This window comes from Acetobacter thailandicus, assembly GCF_011516655.1.
GTDB lineage: Bacteria > Pseudomonadota > Alphaproteobacteria > Acetobacterales > Acetobacteraceae > Acetobacter > Acetobacter thailandicus.
Window position 1 is genome coordinate 115078 of the sequence record NZ_WOSV01000001.1, and the last position, 20286, is coordinate 135363.

Here is a 20286-nt window from a genome sequence, read left to right on the forward strand (position 1 = left end):
TGTCGTCACTGCATTTTTTGCGTATGCGTCACCCACTAAAAGGTGCACCCTCTCCCTCTGTTTCCCTTGTATAGCAGGAACGATGAGCACAACTCTTTCTTCTCCCTCCTCCGACCACGCTTCTCTCATTGACGGCAAGGCCTTTGCTACCGGCCTGCGTGAGACCATTCGCGAAGACGTGCGCGTCTTTCACGATAAGCATCATGTCACCCCGGGGCTTGCTGTCATTCTGGTGGGCAATGACCCTGCCAGCGAAGTATATGTACGCAACAAAGCCATTCAGACACACCACGCAGGCATGCGCTCTTTCATGCACATGCTGCCTGAAACAACGACAGAAGCAGAGCTGCTCACGCTGATTAAGCGCCTGAATACTGACCCTGAAATTCATGGTATTCTGGTACAGCTGCCCCTGCCTGCCGGGCTGGATGCGCGCACCGTGACAAATGCCATTTTGCCTGAAAAAGATGTTGATGGTCTGGGTGAGATTAATGCAGGCCGTCTGGCATCGGGTAAGCCAGGCCTGATCCCCTGCACACCACTGGGCTGCCTTATGCTACTCAGACATGAGCTGGGCGACATGAAGGGCAAACATGCTGTTGTCATTGGCTGCTCAAACCTGGTAGGCAAACCCCTCGCGCTGCTGCTGCTCGAAGAAGGCTGTACGGTCTCTGTCGCACATATTCACACTAGAAACCCTAAAGAACTGGCACAGCAGGCTGATATTCTGGTTGTCGCAACCGGCGTGCAGGGTCTGGTAAAAGGGGACTGGATTAAACCGGATGCTACGGTCATTGATGTCGGCATTACCCGCATCACACTTGATAACGGCAAAACACGCCTTGCCGGAGATGTTGTGTTTGATGAGGCCGTCAGGACAGCGGGGCGCATTACCCCTGTTCCAGGCGGGGTTGGCCCTATGACGATTGCCTGTCTGTTGAAAAACACACTAACAGCAGCGCAGCTTCTGGTCACAGGACAGGCAGAATGAGCCTGTCACGCCTGTCTGTTGAACTGATCCCCCGCAGTCCCGAACATCTGCTGGAAGATGTTGCTCAGGTTAAAGCTCTGCTTCCTGCTGCTGACACACTGAATATTCCTGATCTGCGGCGATTTGCGCTCCGCAGCTACCAGGCAACTGATCTCGTTCGTCCGCTGTTTGCACAGGCTATTCCGCATATTCGTGCCATTGATATCGCACCTGACGCTCCCCTGCCCGGTGCTGAACAGGAAGGTCTGAGCGAAGTACTGATCATTCATGGTGATCCGCCACCTGATCTGTCTTACCGCACATATCCAAACAGCACAGAGACCATTATACGTCGGTATCGCAAAGAAGCGCCGCATCTGAAAGTTTATGCTGCCTTTGACCCGTATCGTCGGGCACCATGGCAGGAGCTTGAAGATGTTGCCCGTAAAAAAGAAGCCGGAGCACAGGGGTTTTTTACACAACCTGTATTTGACCTTAAACTGTTTGACCTGTGCCAGGAGTGGCTTGAAGGTGAAACTGTATTCTGGGGTCTGTCACCGGTTATTGGCCCACGCTCACGCTCTTACTGGGAAACGACAAACCGTGTGATTTTTCCTAATAATTTTATACCAACGCTTGAAGAAAATATCCGGTTTGCACAGGCGGTATTACGTACCCTGTCACAAACAGAAGGGCGGGCCTACCTGATGCCTCTGCGCGTTAAGCTGGAGAACTATCTGCCACCGCTTCTTGAGGCCCTAAACTAAAACTTTCATAAACTGTCTCATTATTTTAATAACAGGGCAGTTTATGAACTACTTTATTCAAAATAAATTTTCAGAACTCATCCTGAAAATTTCAGATTTTATCATTAAATCACCCTTACTTTATGATGCAGTAAGGGTGATTTTTTAATTATTCTCCGCCATATAATGCTGTCAGAGTGGCATGCCCTAATGTGTGGTGGTGCACATAAAACCCAACAGCGGCAGCGCTGGTCTGCTCACTGACATCAATAACGGGGATATCGAGCGCATCCACACGAAAAATATAGCGATGTGGTTTACCTGGCGGCGGAGCTGCGCCACCGTAACCTGGTACCCCGAAGTCTGTTCTGACCTGAGCGGCAGCGGGTGGCAGCCCTCCTTTGCCTGAACCTGCTCCTTCAGGCAGGCTGGTTACATCAGAGGGAATATTTGCAACGACCCAGTGCCACCAGCCTGAACCTGTCGGGGCATCAGGATCATAAACCGTGACAACAAAGCTTTTGGTGCCCTCCGGTGCGCCTTTCCAGGACAAAGCCGGAGACAGGTTCCCCCCGCTCTGCCCCATGCCGTTATAAACCTGTGCCTGGGGCATAATCTGCCCTTCGGTAAAAGCCGGGCTTGTCAGAACAAATGTCATGAGCTGCGCTCCTTAAATATCTTACCAGTTCTGGCTGATGAGCCAGAATTCTTCAGATGTCAGCGTAACCGCTTTTCCTGCATCAGACTCTGCTGCAGCCTGCGCCAGTGCCTCAATACGCTCAATCATAATCACTTTACGCTGATGGGCTTCAGTTTTTTCTGTGACAGACTGCAGCACACCAAGTGATGTTTTAGCTGCACAGGCAACGCGGGCAGCATCAAGCAAAGCATAAGACATCGTTTTCACACTCCTGTAGATATAAATAAAACGCTCCGGGAATCTGGCTATTAAACAGTTTTTATTCAACCCCTCTGGCGCGCACCCGCACGATTGCGTAAACCCAAGCTGTCATGAGCAACCGTACCGAAGATTTTGATTTTCACCTGCCCGATGCCCTCATCGCACAGGAACCCGCCCGCCCGCGTGAGAGCGCACGTCTGCTGGATGTGCCTCTGCATGGTGCGTTTTCTGACAAACGCATGTCTGACTTCCCTGGCTTTCTGAAACCGGGCGACCTGCTTGTTGCAAATGATACCCGTGTTATCCGTGCCAGCATTCAGGCCTGTCGGGGTGAAGCCCGTATTGGCATTACCCTTGACCGCATTCTGCCAGATACATCATGGCATGTGCTGCTGCGCAACGCCCGTCGGGTCAAAGCAGGAGATACACTGACTTTCCCGACCTCAGCCCACACAGCAACGGTGCTGGCTCGTGAAGAAGGCGGTGGTGCCATCCTGCGCTTTTCAGCCGAGGGCAGTGATTTTGATACCTTCCTCAGCGAAGCAGGCACACTGGCCCTGCCTCCTTATATTCACCGCCCTGACGGCCCGACTGAACAGGATGCCCACGACTACGCCACCATCTTCGCACAGCATAAAGGGGCCGTTGCAGCCCCCACAGCCGGGCTACACTTTACGCCGGCTCTGCTCAGCGCCATTGATGCCACAGGGGCAGGCCGCTGCACTCTGACGCTCCATGTCGGGGCGGGTACCTTCCTGCCAGTGCGCAGTGATGATATTTCTTCACACCATATGCATGCCGAGCATGGCATTATTACACCCGAAACTGCTGAGCGTATCAACGCGACACGTCAGGCTGGCGGCCGCATTATTGCTGTTGGCACCACAAGCCTGCGCCTGCTTGAGAGTGCGGCTGATGAACATGGAGTTGTTCATCCTTTCAACCAGGAAACCTCTATTTTTATCCGGCCGGGCTATCGTTTCCGTGCTGCAGATATGCTACTGACTAACTTCCATTTACCGCGCTCCACTCTCTTTATGCTGGTGAGTGCCTTTGCCGGCCATGAACGCATGCGCCAGGCATATGCCCATGCTGTAGAGACAGGTTATCGCTTTTATTCCTATGGCGATGCCTGCCTGCTGCGCTGCGCCAGCTCTGTACACACAGCTCCCTCCCCCGCACAGTCATCATAGAGGCTGACTATGACCCGTTTTCACTGGACCTGCGAAAGCACTGATGGCGCAGCCCGTGCCGGCACACTCCACACGGCCCACGGCCCTGTTGCCACGCCCGTTTTCATGCCTGTGGGAACGGCAGGCACAGTCAAAGCCATGACGATGGATTCTGTGCGTTCAACCGGAGCAGGTATTGTTCTGGGCAATACCTACCACCTTATGCTGCGCCCGGGTGCAGACCAGGTTCAGCGTCTGGGCGGGCTGCATAAATTTATGGACTGGCCAGGCCCGATTCTCACCGATTCAGGCGGGTTTCAGGTCATGTCGCTGGGAGCTTTGCGCAAACTCGACCAGGACGGCGTCACCTTCCGCTCGCACATTGACGGGTCATACCACCGCCTGACCCCTGAAAGTTCGACAGACATTCAGCATAAGCTCGATGCAACCATTACAATGTGCTTTGACGAATGCCCTGCCCTGCCGGCACCGACAGAGAGCATTGCCGCCTCTATGCGTCTTTCCATGCGCTGGGCTGCACGCTCACGTGAGGCCTTTATCGCCCGCCCGGGTTACGGCCAGTTTGGCATTGTCCAGGGAGGCACCGAAGCTGACCTGCGCGCAGAAAGTGTAAAAGCTCTGACCGATATCGGCTTTGAAGGCTATGCTATTGGCGGCCTCGCCGTGGGGGAAGGTCAGGAACTGATGTTCTCTACCCTCGACAGCACCGTGCCACTAATGCCTGAAAATACTCCGCGTTATCTCATGGGTGTTGGCACACCTGATGACCTGCTGGGAAGCGTTATGCGCGGTGTCGATATGTTTGACTGCGTGATGCCAACCCGCGCCGGTCGTACTGCACGAGCCTATACCGAGCGCGGCACCCTCAACCTGCGCAACGCCCGCCACGCTGACGACTCACGTCCTATTTCTCCTCATTGTGACTGTCTGGCCTGTTCACGCCATAGCCGGGCCTACCTGCATCATCTATTCCGTGCCCGCGAAATTCTTGGCCCCATGCTGCTGACATGGCATAACATTGCCTATTATCAGCGCCTGATGCGCCAGATCCGCGAAGCAATTACTGAAAAACGCCTTGATGCTCTGGCGAGCAGGCTCAGGGCAGAATGGGCTATGGATGACTGGAGCGAAGATGAAATGCCTCGCCCGATAATACCACCGGTACCCTGACCTGGTGCCGGCGCCCGACCACACTGCGCCAGCGGCTCTGACCAGACTGGCAGAGCGGATCAGACACAAAGCCCTCACCCTTGGTTTTAATGCCGTAGGCTTTTGCCCGGCACATCTTGGCCCTGAGGTACGCCACCGCCTGAAAGATTTTCTGGCACAGGGGTATCATGGCGAAATGGGCTGGCTGGCAACCCGCACTGACGAACGTGCTGACCCTCAAAGCCTGTGGCCCGAAGCCAGAAGCGTCATTGCACTGGGCCTGTCTTACGCCCCTGAAGGTGACCCGCTGGCAACACTGGCCCGGCCCGAATGCGGTAATATTTCTGTTTATGCCAGGCACCGTGATTATCATGATGTTGTTAAGGGCATGCTCAAACATCTGGCACAGTTTGTCGTCAACGAAGGTAAAGCAACCCTAAGCAGGCAAAACCTGCACGACCAGATCCCTCCTGAGGTCAAGGTATTTGTGGATACAGCACCAGTTGCTGAAAAACCCCTGGCTGAACAGGCAGGCCTTGGCTGGCAGGGTAAACACACAAACCTCGTTTCACGCACAGAAGGCAGCTGGCTTTTTCTGGGAGAAATTTATACCACCCTTGCTCTCCCCACATCACCTCCTTCAGGGGGGCAGTGCGGCAGCTGTACACGCTGCCTTGAAGCCTGCCCGACACAGGCCTTTCCCGAGCCTTATAAAATGGACGCCCGGCGCTGTATCTCTTACCTGACTATCGAACATGCCGGTCCTATACCGCACGATTTACGCCCTGCCATAGGCACACATATTTACGGTTGTGATGACTGCCTGGCCGCCTGCCCCTGGAACCGCTTCGCCCGGACCTCACGACATATCAAACTTCAGGCGCGCCCTGACCTGACAGCACCTGCCCTCAAAGACCTGGTTCAGCTTGACGACGCAGCTTTTCGTAAATTATTCGCAGGCTCACCCGTTAAGCGCATCGGCCGCAATCGCTTTATTCGCAATGTACTCATTGCAATCGGTAATAGTGGCCAGACCGACCTGCGCTCTGTTATACAGCCCTTGCGGCATGATTCTGACCCAATCGTAGCAGAAGCTGCAGACTGGGCAGAGGCCCGCCTTAAGGAGACCCTGCCATGAGTGCCCATTTGCGTAAGCGCACGCTTATTTTATCAGGACACGATACCAGCGTCGCTCTTGAGCCTGAGTTCTGGGATGTTCTTGACGATATTGCTGCAGACAACAAACAATCTGTTCCTGTGCTTGTTGCCACCATTGATGCAAAGCGTACACCACCCCAGTCTCTGGCCTCCGCATTACGCGTGCATGCTCTGACAACAGTCATCAGCCGCCATGCATCACAGACGGCTTTGCAGGAAAATTCTCCCTGACAGGGCGCTTTTCTTCTCCTCTCCTTTTTATACTGCTATAACTTGTTACCAGCGGGCATGGCCGTGTGCCTTCGCAAACGCAACAGAGGACTGAGACAAACAGGATGGCTATCTGGGGCAAAATTTTCGGGGGTGTTACCGGCTTTGCTGTTGGGGGGCCCGCAGGCGCGGCATTAGGAGTCGCACTGGGGCATGCGGCTGATACCGGTGCTCTGCTTCAGCCAGAGAGCGGATGGAGCGACCGCTTTGCCGCACGAACCAACCCTGACCCTGGTGGAGCAGCGACCTTTATGGCTGCAAAGCTGGCCGCAGCTATGGGTAAAAAAGAACAGCTCTACGGCCTGTGCAGCGTCATTTTATGTGCCAAGCTCGCGAAATGTGATGCCCCTGTGAACCGCCACGAAATTAATGCTTTCAAGGCCCGCTTTCGCGTTCCTCAGGAAAATATGCGCGAACTGGGCCGCCTGTTTGATATGTCACGCCAGCGCACAGATGATTATGATAAATTTGCCCGCGAACTGGGGCAAACCTACGCTGATGATAAACAGGCCCTTGAAAACCTGCTGGCTGTTTTATTTGCCATCGCCCGCGCTGACCTGAAAGCCGGTGAACCTCTCGCCCCTGAAGAGTTACGCTTTCTCAGGCAGGTCCATTCGCTGTTTGGTCTTGGAAAAGGCGCATGGGACAGGGCAGATCAGGGCATGGCCAGCCCTGCAATGGCTGAAAACGATGCTTACATGATCATGGGTATCGAGTCGTCTGCTTCAAACGAAGAAATTCGTGCGCACTGGAAAATGCTCGTAAGGCAATATCACCCTGATGTTATGGCCGCACGCAATGCATCCGCCGCAGAAATCGAAGTAGCTTCGGCTAAAATTTCACGAATCAACGCAGCATGGGATATTGTAAAAAAAGAACGGGGCATCTGACACCAGGTAACAAGAACGCTACCCGGAGAAAATGCTCTGTGATCTGATGTAATGAAGCAACAAAGACTGTAAAATTTTACCTGCAAAGCGTATGATCTGTTCAGTCCATATTGCTTTTTTTATACCCTGCTCTCAGTGCAGGGGTGTTTTGCGTTGCATGGCTCCGTTCTCGTGCTAGATAAGTTGCGTACCAGACGGGAACTACAACACGATCTGACCGTATTCTAACTACGGCATCTCGTCTTTCATGGCGATATGGCAGAGTAAAGGTGACAGGTAACAATGAATTCCGGACGAAACGGTGCGAGGGTCTGCTCTCACGCTCAGAGAAGCAACAGACAGAACCAGACACACACACAGGCTCGTGGCCGTTTCGCCATACGAAGTGCTGTCGTGGTGTGCTCTTTCATGGTGCTGGCAGGATGCAGCAGCATTAAAGCACCTGTGCCAACAGACCCTGACGCTCTGGCTGACTATAAGCAGGCTAACGACCCGTATGAGCCGCTGAACCGTAAGATCTTCACCGTCACTATGAAGGTCGATAAATGGGTTCTTCACCCGGTTGCTAAAGCCTATGTCTGGTCTGTTCCGCACCCTGTTCGTAATGCCATCGGCAATATGATCACAACAATGAATGAACCATCCGTCTTCTTTAACGATGTCGGGGCAGGCAAACCGCGCCTGGCAGGCGATGCGTTTGTACGCTGGTGCATTAATATGTCAGCCGGGCTGGGCGGATTGATTGACGTCGCTAAAATGGCCGGCTACCCCCATCATAATAACGATGGTGGCATTACAATGGCTAACTGGGGCATCGCTTCAGGGCCTTATCTTTTCCTGCCAATGGGCCCCTCCTCTTTCCGTGATGGCATTGGCTATGGTATTGATCAGGGCCTGTCACCGTGGAATTATGTCCCGCGTGGATATGGTCTTGTAAGCTTTAACTGGGCCTATAACATGATGGGTATCGTCCATAGTCGTTCAGAGCATCTGGATGACCTTGATGCGCTCCAGCGTGACGCTCTCGACCCTTATGCAACTATTCGCAGCGCTTACCAGCAGCAGCGCAAAGCACAGGCTGAAGCTATTAAAAACGACCACCGTGCCACCGTGCCTTTGTGGTACCATGTTAAGAACCGACAGCAGGGATAAATCAAAGATGAAATTTTTGCCTGGCCGCCGATTTGTTCTCAGATCTGCCAGTCTCTTTATGGCATGCAGCCTTTTTGTTGCACCGGCATGGGCAGCCCAGAGCGCAAGGGACTTTGTTAACAGCCTGGGCACACAACTGGTGACAATCGTTAATAGTCCTATTTCTCTCCCTGAAAAGAGGGAGAAAGTGCTGCCACTGCTACAAAAAAATGTCGATATTGATGCCATTGCCCGTTACTGCCTCGGTCGCTACTGGAAAGTCGCCACCCCGGAAGAGCAAAAAGAATATCTGCAGCTTTTTCATCAGACTCTGGTCGGTGCCATTACCGATAAACTTGGTGATTACCGCGGCGTCAGTTTCTCAATCGGTGCGGTGACCTCATCAGGAAATGAAGACTCCGTAGAAACCACTCTCGTCCGCCCGCAACAGCCACCTGCTAAAATGCAATGGATTGTAAGCCGGGCATCGGGCTCAGAGAAAGTCGTTGACGTCATTGGCGAAGGTGCCAGCCTGCGCATGACCCAACGCCAGGATTATGCCTCTTACATTGCCCGAAACGGCGGCAAGGTCAGCGCACTAATCAGCGCACTAAAACGCCAGATTGCCAACCACAGCGCAGCGCAGCAGTAATCTTGCAAAACAGCGACGCCTGATATTTTTCATTTAACGTATCAGGCGCGCTCTTCTTCTGTCAGAAAACGCAGGAAGGCGCGGCGCTGGCCGGAAGCTTTCATAAACCAGCATACGCTGGCCATCACGTTCAAACGTATCACACTGCCGCATCCCTATCCCTTTAAGAATGCTGCATGAGGAAAGATTACTTTCCTTAGCAACGGCGATAAGACGTTCAACACCGGCATCATGTGAAAAATTAAGCGCAGCACTCGCCGCCTCACGTGCGATTCCTCGCCCGCTTGCCCAGGGGTAAAGCGAAAAACGCAAACTAAAGCCACGACCATCCGGACGGTCGTGCACACCGGTCATACCAACGAACCGGTTTTCTTCATGAATAGTAAGAATACCAACCTTGTGACATGCCCAGAAGGCAATATCGTCAGCCATATCCTGCTCAGCCTGCTGCCGTGTCCGTACACCACCGAGCATCTGCCCAAAAGCACTGCCATCCTGCTTCAGGCGCACCATATCTTCCATATCAGACCAGCTGACAGGCTTTAGCAGAAGTCGGCCTGTGCGCACGGTACGCGCATCAGTCATTGGGCAAGCCCTCTTTTCAGAAAAGCCTCTCCGGCATCAATACTAAAGAACACGAGCGAACAACCGTAGCTAAAAAAAAAGCACTGACACAAGAGCGCCAGTGCTTTCAGCCTGATCAGCGCGCTATAGGGCGATATCTGATACGGCTGGGCTCTGTTGCATTTGGCCCCAGGCGGCGGCGTTTATCTTCTTCATAGGCTTCGAAGTTTCCTTCAAACCATTCAACGTGAGAATCACCTTCAAACGCAAGAATATGCGTAGCCAGACGGTCGAGGAACCAGCGGTCATGGGTGATCACCACAGCACAGCCAGGGAACTCAGCCAGAGCCTCCTCAAGTGCACGCAGGGTATCAACGTCAAGATCGTTAGTAGGTTCGTCAAGCAGCAGAACGTTACTTTCCTGGCGCAGCATTTTAGCCATATGCACGCGGTTACGCTCACCACCGGAAAGGATGCCGACCTTCTTCTGCTGGTCTGAGCCTTTAAAGTTAAAGGCACCGGTATAAGCACGCGATGGCACAGCCCGTTTACCCAGATAAATCACATCAGTGCCGCCGGAGATCTCTTCCCACACTGTTTTTTCAGGGTCCAGATCATCGCGAGACTGGTCAACATAACCAAGCTTAACAGTTTCACCAATTTTCAGCGAACCCGCATCTGGCTTTTCTGCGCCAATAATCATTTTAAACAGGGTCGATTTACCCGCACCGTTTGGCCCGATCACCCCAACAATGCCGCCTGGTGGCAACTTGAAGTTAAGATTATCAATAAGCAGACGCTCACCAAAGCCTTTGCTCAGGTCTTCGGCCTCAATAACGGTGCTGCCCAGGCGCGGACCGGGCGCAATAACGATATCTGCAACGCCGTTCTGCTTCTCAGCACTCTGCGCCAGCATTTCTTCATAGCGGGCAATACGTGACTTACTTTTAGCCTGACGCGCTTTAGGGCTTGACCCAATCCACTCCTGCTCAGCAGCAAGAGCGCGCTGACGGGCACTTTCTTCTTTCTCTTCCTGAGCAAGACGTTTGCGTTTCTGCTCAAGCCATGAAGAATAATTGCCCTCGAAGGGGATGCCACGGCCACGCTCGATCTCAAGGATCCAGTTGGTCACATTATCAAGGAAGTAACGGTCATGGGTGATGACCATAACTGTGCCGCTGTAATCCTGAAGTGTTTTTTCCAGCCATGCAACGCTCTCAGCGTCAAGATGGTTGGTTGGTTCATCAAGCAGAAGAATGTCAGGTTTCTCAAGCAGCAGACGGCACAGTGCCACACGACGGCGCTCACCACCTGAAAGTTTATCAACCGGGCTGTCGGCAGATGGGCAACGCAGTGCATCAAGCGCCATATCGAGCTTACGGTCGAGCTCCCAGCCATCGCCTGCATCAATTTTTTCCTGCAGCTCTGCCTGTTCAGCCAGCAAGGCTGTCATTTCATCATCTTCCATGGGCTCGGCAAAGCGCATGGAAATCTCGTTAAAGCGATCAACAGCTTTTTTCAGGTCACCGAAACCCTGAGCAACGTTTTCGCCAACTGTGAGAGACGGATCGAGCTGTGGCTCCTGCTCAAGATACCCGACTTTAACACCTTCAGCAGCCCAGGCCTCACCACCATATTCTTTATCAATGCCGGCCATAATTTTCAGCAGGGTCGATTTACCCGCACCGTTAACGCCGAGAACACCGATTTTTACGCCGGGAAGGAAGGAAAGCGTAATGCCTTTAAATACTTCACGCCCACCAGGATAAGCCTTGGTCAGGTCTTTCATCACATAGACGTATTGATAAGCTGCCACGAGATGAGACTCCTCACAATGGAATAATAAATTTAGGCCGTCTGGTAAGGGACGTGAGGTTATAGAGAAACCTGCGCCCGGCAGGACTTGAACCCGCAACCTAGCCGTTATGAGCGGCCCGCTCTAACCAGTTGAGCTACGGGCGCGCAGGTGTTCTCTGATTTACGCAACCTGAGCCATTTGGCAAGAGCTGATGAGCGAATTTTCGATAAAAAGTCATCTTTTCTGTTCTGCCTTGGCAAGAAGCCTTGCGCCGGATAGGGTCTGCCCTCTCTACTGACTGATAAAACCGGAGTACCCTGAGTAATGGATATTTCTAAACTTTCCCCTGGCAAAGATGTTCCCAACGACATTAACGTCGTGATCGAAATTCCTCAGGGATCATCTGTCAAATACGAAGTCGACAAAGACAGCGGCGCAGTTATTGTTGACCGCTTCCTTTTCACACCAATGGCTTACCCGACAGCTTATGGTTTCATTCCCGGCACACTGGCTGCTGATGGTGACCCGACCGATGCCCTGGTGCTGACACCGTCTAATGTTGTGCCCGGCTCTGTTATTCGTGCACGCCCGATTGGTGTACTGAAAATGGAAGACGAATCAGGTCAGGACGAAAAAATCATCTGCGTACCACATGATAAAATCTCCCCCATCTTCAGCAAAGTGCAGAGCATTGCCGACCTGCCCGAACTGACAGTGAAAGAAATCGAACATTTCTTCACTCACTACAAAGACCTTGAGCCCGGCAAATGGGTTAAAGTAACCGGCTGGGGTGACCGCAATGAAGCAGGTGCTTTCATTACCAGTGCTCTCGAAGCTGCAAAAAAATAAGCCTGACGTACTGTCACGCCTGATATAAACAGAGAAACCGGAGGCGGCCTGACATCGGGCCCTCCGGTTTTTTAATTCTTTTTTGCAAAGAACTGTTTTCATAAACATACGGCATCCCCATCTGTCATGATATCCTGGCCTGACATAGCAGGCCGCCATCCGACAAAGGAATTGCCGCGCATGAGCAGCACCTCTCCTGCAACCACGCATAAGCGCCAGCCAGCAGTTTTTATACCCCATGGGGGCGGCCCCTGCTTTTTTATGGACTGGCCTGATGTATGGGACAAAATGGCAGAGTTCCTGCGCGGGTTCAGCCATACACTCCCTCAGAAGCCAGATGCTCTTCTGGTCGTTTCAGGACACTGGGAGACGGAAACACTCACAGTAACAGCGTCAGAAAAACCTGAGCTGATCTATGACTATCACGGCTTTCCTGAGCATACCTATTCCTTACGCTACCCCGCTCCGGGCAACCCGGCACTGGCCACACAAATCTGTTCGCTTCTCAAAAATGCGGGGATTAGCGCAACATCTGACCCTGATCGCGGCCTGGACCACGGTGTTTTCATTCCGTTCATGCTGGCTTTCCCTGATGCAGACATCCCGGTTGTTGAGCTCTCCTTACGCCAGGACCTTGATCCGGCCTTTCATATTCAGGCTGGTAAGGCGCTCGCTCCGCTCAGAGACCAGAATGTACTCATTGTCAGCACAGGCATGAGCTACCATAATCTGCGTCACTTTATGACAGCCAACCCAAAGACAGATCAGGACGCGGTAGCATTTGACACATGGCTTGATAAAGCAGCCTGCCTGCCCGAAGCAGAGCGCAACAATGCCCTGATACATTGGGAGGAAGCCCCCGCTGCACGCGTCATTCATCCGCGTGAAGAACATCTGCTCCCGCTGATGGTCGCAGCCGGCGCAGCCGGAGCTGATCAGGGGGAGCGTATTTATAGCGACACAGTTCTTGGCAAAGCTCTCTCGGGCTTCCGCTTCGGATAATCTCGGGGGCCTGCTCTAACGCAGGCCTCACCCCTCACAGAACAGATCAATCAGAACACTGTATTCAAAGCACACTGGGGCGACACCACAAGACTGGTATTGTGGCCGGCAAAGTAAACTGATGACCCACAGATGACGCCAAAATTGGGGCTCCAGCTGAACTCAACTGCCGGTGCAGCCAGCCAGTCACCTGACGGGCTGCCCATATTGTCAATGATACTGCCATCCTTCATGACACCGCGCACACGGCTGCCATTGCTCCAGTCACGAGCAATATCCATTGCCAGCACCCACTTCTGATTAATACCATATTCGAGAGAGAAACCTGCCGAACCAAAAAGGCCGGCGCGGGCGTTGCCACGAAATCCGGGCTCTGTGCCGTAACTGCTCATACCATGCAACTGCGCTTTGTTCAGGGGCTTACGCAGCGTTGCCCACATACGCAGGCGCAACGCATGGTTACCGGGCAACGTGTAAGTGGACTGCTCAGTCAGAGCCAGGCGCAGAGTATATGTTCCAGACCCTACACCATCCTGAGTGCGGTCGATTCTCTGATAATCTCCGGTCGGAAATGCCATACCCACAAAAGCACTCAGAGCCGGAATAAAACGATCAGGATTCGCATCCAGATAACGCCACATCACATCAACCGGCAGATCAGAAAACTTGACCCCGCTGCTTGTCTGGTTCCCGTGACCGCCCCAGCGATAACTGAACGTCGGCAATGTCTGCACACTGACGTTGTCCGTGATAGAATATTTAATCATTGTAAAATTAGTGATATTTTTTGTGCGCGGATGTAACGGCCCGATATTCCCGTTACTATCAATATACCCCACAGGCTGATTGTAGGTCACATAAGGCTCAATCGCGAGGATACCCTTTTGCGTCATAGCCCCGGAAGGAGAGACAAGAGAACCCGTATACCATTGCGGCTTCGTAACAGCCTGTACTTCAGGAGGAGCAGTTAAAGAATGTTCAGTCTCAGATGCCAGGACAGAAGAATAAGAGCTGAAACAGAGCGAAACGGTAAATGTTGTTAAAAACTTTACTGCATAACGTGCTCTATATCTGATCAATTCTGTGCCCTCCCTCTGACCGCATCTTTTTCAGCTTTTTTGCCAGTCATTCTGCTTCATTAACAGAGAAACAGGCACGGTCTTTATTATTACAGAGAATAGCACCAAAGATAAATAAAATTTCATTTTAGCAACGATAAAATGCTGAATGTTGCTTTTCAGGCAACAAAATGGACATATTGTAACAGCACCTCAAAACGATAAATTTAAAAAAATGCACAAAAACGTATTTTTTTGAAAAAAGCATATTGCCAAAGAAAAAAACAACGCTATAAAACGCGACATACCGACGCACACGAAACGACAGTGAGCGTCAGAAAATGCGGGTGTAGCTCAGTTGGTTAGAGCGCCGGCCTGTCACGCCGGAGGTCGCGGGTTCGAGCCCCGTCACTCGCGCCATTCTCTTAAAAATTTTATCAGAATGAGCGCACCATGTGACACAGAGTTGTGTCCTGGCATGTAACTTCATATCAGCATATGACTTAAGGCAGACCCGCTCTGCGGTGCCTGCCTCTGATCACATTTAATCACTACAAACTGTTACTCAGCTTTCAAGAGCGCTTACACCGTCAAGCGTTACAGCAACGCCGTGTACGGTAGCCGCAATACGTGCAGCAGTCTGCACAGCCTGAGCACCCAGAGCTTCTCTCACAATTTTTTCATGGCTCGTAATGCACAGCTCACAGCCATTAATCGCTGAAACAGCCAGAGACCACAGTTCAAAATCTTCTTTTTCGACCCCGGGGCGGCCAATAACACTCATACGCAGCTGTGCAGGCATTTTAGCATATTCATCACCAGCCATATGAACAAAGCGATAATAAATATTATTCATACCCATAATCGCGGCAGCAGATTTTGCTGCATTCAGCGCTTCAGGAGAAAGACGGTCAGAAAACTCAGCCGTAACAGCTTTAATCACTTCGTCATTACGCGACGCAAGGGCTGAGGCAACAAAGGTACCAGCCAGCTGCTGCGGTGTCAGCGTAACATCGTTTGCCAGAGAGCTAAGGTTAAGACGCAGGTCTTTTGCATAATCAGGAATACGATTTTTCAGAGCATCAATAGACATCAGATCCATCCTTATCAGGAAAATAAAGCAGGCAACATCAAACACTGTTTCATTGCACTGAAACAGACAGCAGCAGACTCAGTTATAAAAAAGAAAAACGGGCGCTTTGTCTGAAATCAGAAAACGCACAATGGCAGCGCAGCGCGCTTCTGCCATCAAAACCCCACCACAACAGGAAGGGATGCCAGAGGCATGCTATGCTGCCTGAGCAGCATAACACCCCCTGACGCACAAAGAAGATCAGACTTTAATAAAGTCGTCGCCTTTGTTCCAGTTACATGGGCACAGCTCATCGCTCTGCAGGCCATCAAGAATACGCACGATTTCCTGTGGGTTACGACCAACTGACAGATCGTTAACAGACACGTGGCGGATGATACCCTGCGGGTCAACAATGAAGGTCGCACGCAGAGCAACGCCTGCGTCTTTTGCCATAACGCCCGTGCCTTCTGTCAGCTCACGCTTAATGTCAGCCAGCATCGGGATTTCGAGGGTTTTGAGGTCCTCGTGGTGCAGGCGCCAGTTCAGGTGAACGAACTCGCTGTCGATAGAAACACCGTAAACAACGGCATCACGGTCAGCAAAGTCAGAAGCCTTTTTACCGAAAGCAACGATTTCGGTCGGGCAGACGAATGTGAAATCTTTAGGCCAGAAGAAAACGATCTTCCACTTACCAGCGTCAGATTTGTCAGAAATCTGGACAAACTGCCCTTTCAGACCTTCCGGACCACCAGGAACGGCTGTCAGATCAAACTCAGGAAATTTATCACCAACTGTCAGCATAAATCTGCTCCTTTATTATGCCAGATACATCAGACAACGACACAGACTGCCGTTGTGTGTGGGCTTATCTATGGCGCGATATGACAATTCATGCCAATGAATATTTTATATCCAAATCATCGACCCATTCGATCATTACATCTCACCAGCGACCTTACCGGAGACCACATCTGTGCTTCCCCTGCCCTCTGCACAGCAACTGCGCTACCTTATTACCCTCTCAGAACTGCGCCATTTCGGGCGGGCAGCGGCGGCCTGTGCTGTAACGCAGTCTACCCTGTCAGCCGGGATTATGACACTCGAACGTCAGCTTGATGCCCAGCTTCTTGATCGTACCGTTGGCAAAAAAGTAGTGTTTACCCCCCTGGGGCAGGAGGTCGCCCGTAAAGGGCGTCAGGCCCTTGAGGCTCTTGAGGCTGTACCACAACTTGCAGCAGCTGCCCGTACCCCGCTGACAGGCCCTCTACGCCTGGGCGTTATTCCGACAATAGGGCCTTTTCTTGTTACCCCGATGGTGCGCACAATACAGGAGCGCTTTCCTCAGATTGTACTCTCCGTGACAGAAGATACGACTGAACGTCTCCTTGAGAAACTGAGCCTTGGCCGCCTGGACCTGCTCATCCTGGCAATGCCCTGCCTGTGCGATGGCACCGAAACCCTGCCTCTGTGGCGCGACCCCCTTCAGGTCATTATGCCTGAAGGGCATCCTCTCGCCTCAGCCAGCCACGTTTCTGCCGAACAACTTGAAGATCAGCGTATGATTATGATGGAGGACGGTCACTGCCTGCGCGAGCAGACACTGGCCGTCTGCCGTCAGGGACGCGGATGGGATAGTTCAGACGAAAATGATGCAACATTTACGGCTACATCCCTCCATACGATGGCAGATATGGTCGCCCTTGGCCTTGGTATCGGCGTTGTGCCGACTCTGGCCATCGACAACGGCCTGCTCAGCACTCATCCGGTTATCAGCCGTCCACTCTCAGGCGGGCCGGTCTGGCGTACAATCGGCCTTGCCTGGCGGCCGCGCTCTCCGCGTTCTGCTGATTTTCATACCCTGGCGGCAGCCTTTTCAACCTTGGCTCCCGCGGCAGAATAAAAAATGAAAAACTGCCTGATGCAAAGAAAATCACTGTATAACGGCTCAAATTATTGACTCAGAGCGCCCGAAACGTTATGTGCGCACTCATCTTAATTTCAACTCATCTGGAACTGGCGGAGAAAAACAGGCCATGAAAATCAGAAACAGCCTGAAATCGGCCAAAGTGCGTGACAAAGACTGCCGTGTAGTACGTCGTCGTGGCCGGGTTTATGTTATCAACAAAAAGAACCCTCGCATGAAAGCCCGTCAGGGCTGATTTATGTTGTCTCTGGCCTTTTAAGGCTGGCAGATGAGACATGATATCCGTATAACCCGTTTTTCCATTCTATGGAGGAGCGGGTTTTTGCGTTCAGGATCTTTTATTCGCAGCGCCTCAGGGCATCTCATTAAAGGCCTGCTGCTTTATACTGCACTCAGCAGCACTGCGGCTTTATGCGCATCAGCACATCATAAAAAAGCTGAACAGACATCTGAAGCCCTGCCGCCGCCCGCAGCGGCATCAGCCCATGCACCGAAAAAATCACCTGCCGATGAACTTCAGGCAGCCCTGGTGGTACAGCTGACGCATACAACATCAGCTGATGAGGCGCATCTTATCGCTGATAAGCTGGAAAGCCTTCGCTCAGCCGGCCTCTCTCCCACGACACTTCTTTTGCTGCGCCGCGCCAGAAAGGATGTCACAGACCAGAAACCTGATGACGCCTCGGAAGACATGAACGACGCTCTGGCATTGCAGCCCGAAAAAGCTGTGTTATGGCGCTCTCGCGCGCAGATTCGTCTTGTTGCAGGTGACCTGAAGGGCGCTGTCAGTGACCTCGGCACAGCCCTGCAAAAAGACCCGGATGATGCGACCAGCTGGGCCCTGCTCAGCACGGTGGAGGAACAGCGTAAAGACGGCAAAGCCGCACTGAAAGCATGGCAAAAAGTGCTCTCGCTTAATCCGACAGCTGACAAAAACCATAAACGCCTTGATGCCCTGCATATCCTGGCTTACGGGCAGCCAACCTGATTTTCAGGCCTGACGGTTCTGAATAAGGCTCTTACGGATTTTACGACCGCGTTCTATCCGGTCAACGATATACTCTTCATCAGCCCAGCGGATAGCACGGGCCATTGCCTGTGCATCTTCAGTAAAGCGCGCCAGCATTTCCAGCAGTGCCTTGCGATTAAGCAGGAAGATATCACGCCACATGATCGGGTCAGAAGCTGCGATGCGTGTAAAATCCCGAAATCCTGATGCTGCAAAGTCCAGCACTTCAGAGCGCGTTTCATCTGCCAGATCATCGGCTGTACCACAGATTGTAAAGGCCAGAAGGTGCGGAAGATGGCTGACAATCGCACAAACCCGGTCATGGTGCGCAGGTGTCATTTCACGCAGGCGGCTACCACATCGCTCCCAGAAGGTCAGAGTCGCTTCAATCGCTTCATGCGGTGTGTCTTCGAGCGGTGTCAGCAGGCACCAGCGATCTTCAAACAGGGTAGCAAAACCTGCATCAGGCCCTGAGAATTCTGTACCGGCCATAGGATGCACAGGCACATAGGCAATATCAGGCCGCAGGTAAGGCGTAATCGCCTCGATGACTGAAACCTTAACCGAACCGACCTCGCTCAGAATAGCACCAGGCTTCATAGCGGGCAGAACGCTGGCTGCAACATGCCCCATAGCACCAGCAGGCACACACAAAAGCACACAATCAGCCTGAGCTGCCGCCTCAGCAGCATCGGTCGTTACTTCGTCAGCAATACCAAGCTCCTGCACACGGGCACACACCGCAGGATCAATATCAACAGCGATAGTACGACGCGCAAGCCCAGGAAATTCACGCACACGACGCAAAACTGAAGACCCGATAAGCCCGGGGCCAACAACAGCAAGAGTCTCGAAAACAGCTTCAGTCACCACCCTCACTCCTTCACGGCCGAGAAGTCAGCTTCCTCAATAACCTCTGGCTTCTGTGCTCCGTCCTTACTGGCGGGCAGCTTTCGCAGCCCACGCATTTCAAGCATCTGCCACACCAGCAACACCGGTACACCAATACTCAGCTCCCGGCCACGCCGCAAAAGGGAAAGGCCCAGGGAAACTGAAGCGTCAATACCAAAAGCATGCCCAAGAGCAATATAAGCGCCCTCCTGCACCCCGAGGTTGCCTGGCACCAGAAAGCCCATAGACAACACAGCACAGGTTACGCCTTCAATCGCAATGGCGTTCACCAGGTTAAGGTGCACTCCCAGAAAACCAGCTGTAAGCCACAGCATGCCTGCACTGCTGATCCAGCCAATAAGATGATAAAAAGCGGAGAGAGCAATACGCAACGGACGCGACCAGACGGCTTCCATACGCTGCTGCACTTCGTCTGCACTATTCAGCAGGATATCCTGCCACTGTGCAAGAATGTTACTGGTCAGCTTATTGCCCAGATGGCGAAACAGACTGCCGCCGTGCCTTTGTGTCCAGACAAAGCCTGCGGCACCCATCATCAGAAAAACCGCGCCAATGATAACAGGTATGACAAGAGGACTGTTACGCTGATGCGCAGCAAGGCACCCAACAGCCAGCAGCACAAACGCTACCTGCCCCATCACCTCAGTTGTAATATCAACAAGGTTCGCGGTTGCAGCCTCAGGCAGGTCCACTTTGCGTTTACCGGCCCCGCGCACAGAACAGGTGGCACGAATACCGATAACAAAACCGCCGAGCTGGGAAAATGGCAGACAGGATGCCGCTGCGTCCCGCACCATACGCGCACCGGTCAGCTTCAGGAAGCCAATCTCTGGCACAGCCGCGCTCCAGGCGAGCCCAAGCACACCATCAACCAGAAGCTGACACAATACCATAAGCAGAAAGCCGCCCGGACCAATGCGCATAACCGCATGCGCCACGGCACCAAAACCACTCCACGCCATAGCTGCAGTAATAACAAGTAAGCCCAGCAGGGTCAGAAAAACAGTAAGCTTCTTCACAGTACGCGCTTTAGTG

General features: G+C 52.6%; 23 protein-coding genes and 2 tRNA genes. 15 read left to right on the top strand and 10 right to left on the bottom strand.

What is annotated here, in order from left to right:
* Positions 1-82 precede the first annotated feature (82 nt).
* A complete protein-coding gene (gene folD / locus GOB58_RS00460) occupies positions 83-991 on the top strand; it encodes a bifunctional methylenetetrahydrofolate dehydrogenase/methenyltetrahydrofolate cyclohydrolase FolD (RefSeq protein ID WP_173559018.1) in 909 nt (302 codons plus the stop codon).
* Positions 988-1737: a methylenetetrahydrofolate reductase gene (locus tag GOB58_RS00465; protein ID WP_173559019.1), complete on the top strand. Its 750-nt coding sequence runs from the start codon at positions 988-990 to the stop codon at positions 1735-1737. Before folD ends, GOB58_RS00465 begins: the two co-directional genes overlap by 4 nt.
* Before the next feature lie 148 nt (positions 1738-1885).
* On the opposite strand, the gene GOB58_RS00470 is transcribed toward GOB58_RS00465, so the two are convergent.
* Positions 1886-2374, bottom strand: coding sequence for a kinase inhibitor (locus tag GOB58_RS00470; RefSeq protein ID WP_173559020.1), 489 nt, complete (start codon positions 2372-2374; stop codon positions 1886-1888).
* A 21-nt stretch (positions 2375-2395) separates the two neighbouring features.
* Complete coding sequence (locus GOB58_RS00475) at positions 2396-2614, bottom strand: hypothetical protein (protein ID WP_173559021.1); 219 nt, start codon at positions 2612-2614, stop codon at positions 2396-2398.
* A 113-nt stretch (positions 2615-2727) separates the two neighbouring features.
* Here GOB58_RS00475 and queA point away from each other — a divergent pair, with 113 nt between their 5' ends.
* From queA to GOB58_RS00510, 7 genes are all read left to right on the top strand, one after another.
* Positions 2728-3810, top strand: a complete 1083-nt coding sequence (queA, locus tag GOB58_RS00480; RefSeq protein ID WP_173559022.1) for a tRNA preQ1(34) S-adenosylmethionine ribosyltransferase-isomerase QueA — start codon at positions 2728-2730, stop codon at positions 3808-3810.
* A 9-nt stretch (positions 3811-3819) separates the two neighbouring features.
* Positions 3820-4980, top strand: coding sequence for a tRNA guanosine(34) transglycosylase Tgt (gene tgt / locus GOB58_RS00485; protein WP_173559023.1), 1161 nt, complete (start codon positions 3820-3822; stop codon positions 4978-4980).
* Positions 4981-4984: 4 nt separating this feature from the next.
* Positions 4985-6097 (top strand): tRNA epoxyqueuosine(34) reductase QueG, encoded by a 1113-nt coding sequence (gene queG, locus GOB58_RS00490; RefSeq protein WP_265792603.1) that lies wholly within the window; start codon positions 4985-4987, stop codon positions 6095-6097.
* A complete protein-coding gene (locus GOB58_RS00495) occupies positions 6094-6348 on the top strand; it encodes a ribbon-helix-helix domain-containing protein (RefSeq protein ID WP_173559024.1) in 255 nt (84 codons plus the stop codon). The genes queG and GOB58_RS00495 overlap by 4 nt, the downstream gene beginning before the upstream one ends.
* 104 nt (positions 6349-6452) lie before the next feature.
* Positions 6453-7277: a TerB family tellurite resistance protein gene (locus tag GOB58_RS00500; protein ID WP_086555199.1), complete on the top strand. Its 825-nt coding sequence runs from the start codon at positions 6453-6455 to the stop codon at positions 7275-7277.
* A gap of 408 nt (positions 7278-7685) precedes the next feature.
* Positions 7686-8429, top strand: a complete 744-nt coding sequence (locus GOB58_RS00505) for an MlaA family lipoprotein (protein ID WP_369822950.1) — start codon at positions 7686-7688, stop codon at positions 8427-8429.
* 7 nt (positions 8430-8436) lie between these two features.
* Positions 8437-9060, top strand: a complete 624-nt coding sequence (locus tag GOB58_RS00510; RefSeq protein WP_086634921.1) for an MlaC/ttg2D family ABC transporter substrate-binding protein — start codon at positions 8437-8439, stop codon at positions 9058-9060.
* A 33-nt stretch (positions 9061-9093) separates the two neighbouring features.
* Here the strand turns inward: GOB58_RS00510 and GOB58_RS00515 are convergent, their stop codons facing one another.
* The 3 genes from GOB58_RS00515 to GOB58_RS00525 form a co-directional block, all read right to left on the bottom strand.
* Complete coding sequence (locus tag GOB58_RS00515) at positions 9094-9645, bottom strand: GNAT family N-acetyltransferase (RefSeq protein WP_173559026.1); 552 nt, start codon at positions 9643-9645, stop codon at positions 9094-9096.
* 115 nt (positions 9646-9760) lie between these two features.
* The gene (gene ettA / locus GOB58_RS00520; RefSeq protein ID WP_173559027.1) at positions 9761-11440 is read right to left on the bottom strand and encodes an energy-dependent translational throttle protein EttA; all 1680 of its coding nucleotides are present in this window, start codon (positions 11438-11440) and stop codon (positions 9761-9763) included.
* Positions 11441-11512: 72 nt separating this feature from the next.
* A tRNA-Ile gene (locus GOB58_RS00525) sits at positions 11513-11586 on the bottom strand.
* 160 nt (positions 11587-11746) lie between these two features.
* Between GOB58_RS00525 and ppa the strand changes: the two genes are divergently transcribed.
* Positions 11747-12271, top strand: coding sequence for an inorganic diphosphatase (gene ppa, locus GOB58_RS00530; RefSeq protein WP_086555204.1), 525 nt, complete (start codon positions 11747-11749; stop codon positions 12269-12271).
* A gap of 180 nt (positions 12272-12451) precedes the next feature.
* Entirely contained in the window at positions 12452-13273 is an 822-nt protein-coding gene (locus GOB58_RS00535; protein ID WP_173559028.1) for a DODA-type extradiol aromatic ring-opening family dioxygenase, read from the top strand.
* 50 nt (positions 13274-13323) lie between these two features.
* Here the strand turns inward: GOB58_RS00535 and GOB58_RS00540 are convergent, their stop codons facing one another.
* Entirely contained in the window at positions 13324-14268 is a 945-nt protein-coding gene (locus GOB58_RS00540; RefSeq protein ID WP_242005197.1) for a hypothetical protein, read from the bottom strand.
* A gap of 406 nt (positions 14269-14674) precedes the next feature.
* Between GOB58_RS00540 and GOB58_RS00545 the strand changes: the two genes are divergently transcribed.
* Positions 14675-14751: transfer RNA gene (locus GOB58_RS00545), tRNA-Asp, on the top strand.
* A gap of 145 nt (positions 14752-14896) precedes the next feature.
* Here GOB58_RS00545 and GOB58_RS00550 read toward each other — a convergent pair.
* Together GOB58_RS00550 and GOB58_RS00555 are read right to left on the bottom strand one after the other, a co-directional pair.
* On the bottom strand, positions 14897-15424 hold the full coding sequence (locus GOB58_RS00550) for a carboxymuconolactone decarboxylase family protein (RefSeq protein WP_086555206.1): 528 nt from the start codon (positions 15422-15424) through the stop codon (positions 14897-14899).
* Positions 15425-15664: 240 nt separating this feature from the next.
* Complete coding sequence (locus GOB58_RS00555) at positions 15665-16207, bottom strand: peroxiredoxin (RefSeq protein WP_086555207.1); 543 nt, start codon at positions 16205-16207, stop codon at positions 15665-15667.
* Between the two features lie 172 nt (positions 16208-16379).
* Here GOB58_RS00555 and GOB58_RS00560 point away from each other — a divergent pair, with 172 nt between their 5' ends.
* The 3 genes from GOB58_RS00560 (at position 16380) to GOB58_RS00570 (ending at position 18318) form a co-directional block, all read left to right on the top strand.
* Positions 16380-17306 (top strand): hydrogen peroxide-inducible genes activator, encoded by a 927-nt coding sequence (locus GOB58_RS00560; protein WP_086555208.1) that lies wholly within the window; start codon positions 16380-16382, stop codon positions 17304-17306.
* A 133-nt stretch (positions 17307-17439) separates the two neighbouring features.
* The gene (gene ykgO, locus GOB58_RS00565; protein ID WP_003625637.1) at positions 17440-17565 is read left to right on the top strand and encodes a type B 50S ribosomal protein L36; all 126 of its coding nucleotides are present in this window, start codon (positions 17440-17442) and stop codon (positions 17563-17565) included.
* An 87-nt stretch (positions 17566-17652) separates the two neighbouring features.
* Positions 17653-18318, top strand: coding sequence for a tetratricopeptide repeat protein (locus GOB58_RS00570; RefSeq protein ID WP_242005173.1), 666 nt, complete (start codon positions 17653-17655; stop codon positions 18316-18318).
* Between the two features lie 3 nt (positions 18319-18321).
* Here the strand turns inward: GOB58_RS00570 and GOB58_RS00575 are convergent, their stop codons facing one another.
* Together GOB58_RS00575 and GOB58_RS00580 are read right to left on the bottom strand one after the other, a co-directional pair.
* Positions 18322-19209, bottom strand: coding sequence for a prephenate dehydrogenase/arogenate dehydrogenase family protein (locus tag GOB58_RS00575; RefSeq protein ID WP_173559030.1), 888 nt, complete (start codon positions 19207-19209; stop codon positions 18322-18324).
* A gap of 5 nt (positions 19210-19214) precedes the next feature.
* Positions 19215-20270, bottom strand: a complete 1056-nt coding sequence (locus GOB58_RS00580; RefSeq protein ID WP_086555211.1) for a lysylphosphatidylglycerol synthase domain-containing protein — start codon at positions 20268-20270, stop codon at positions 19215-19217.
* Positions 20271-20286: the final 16 nt, after the last annotated feature.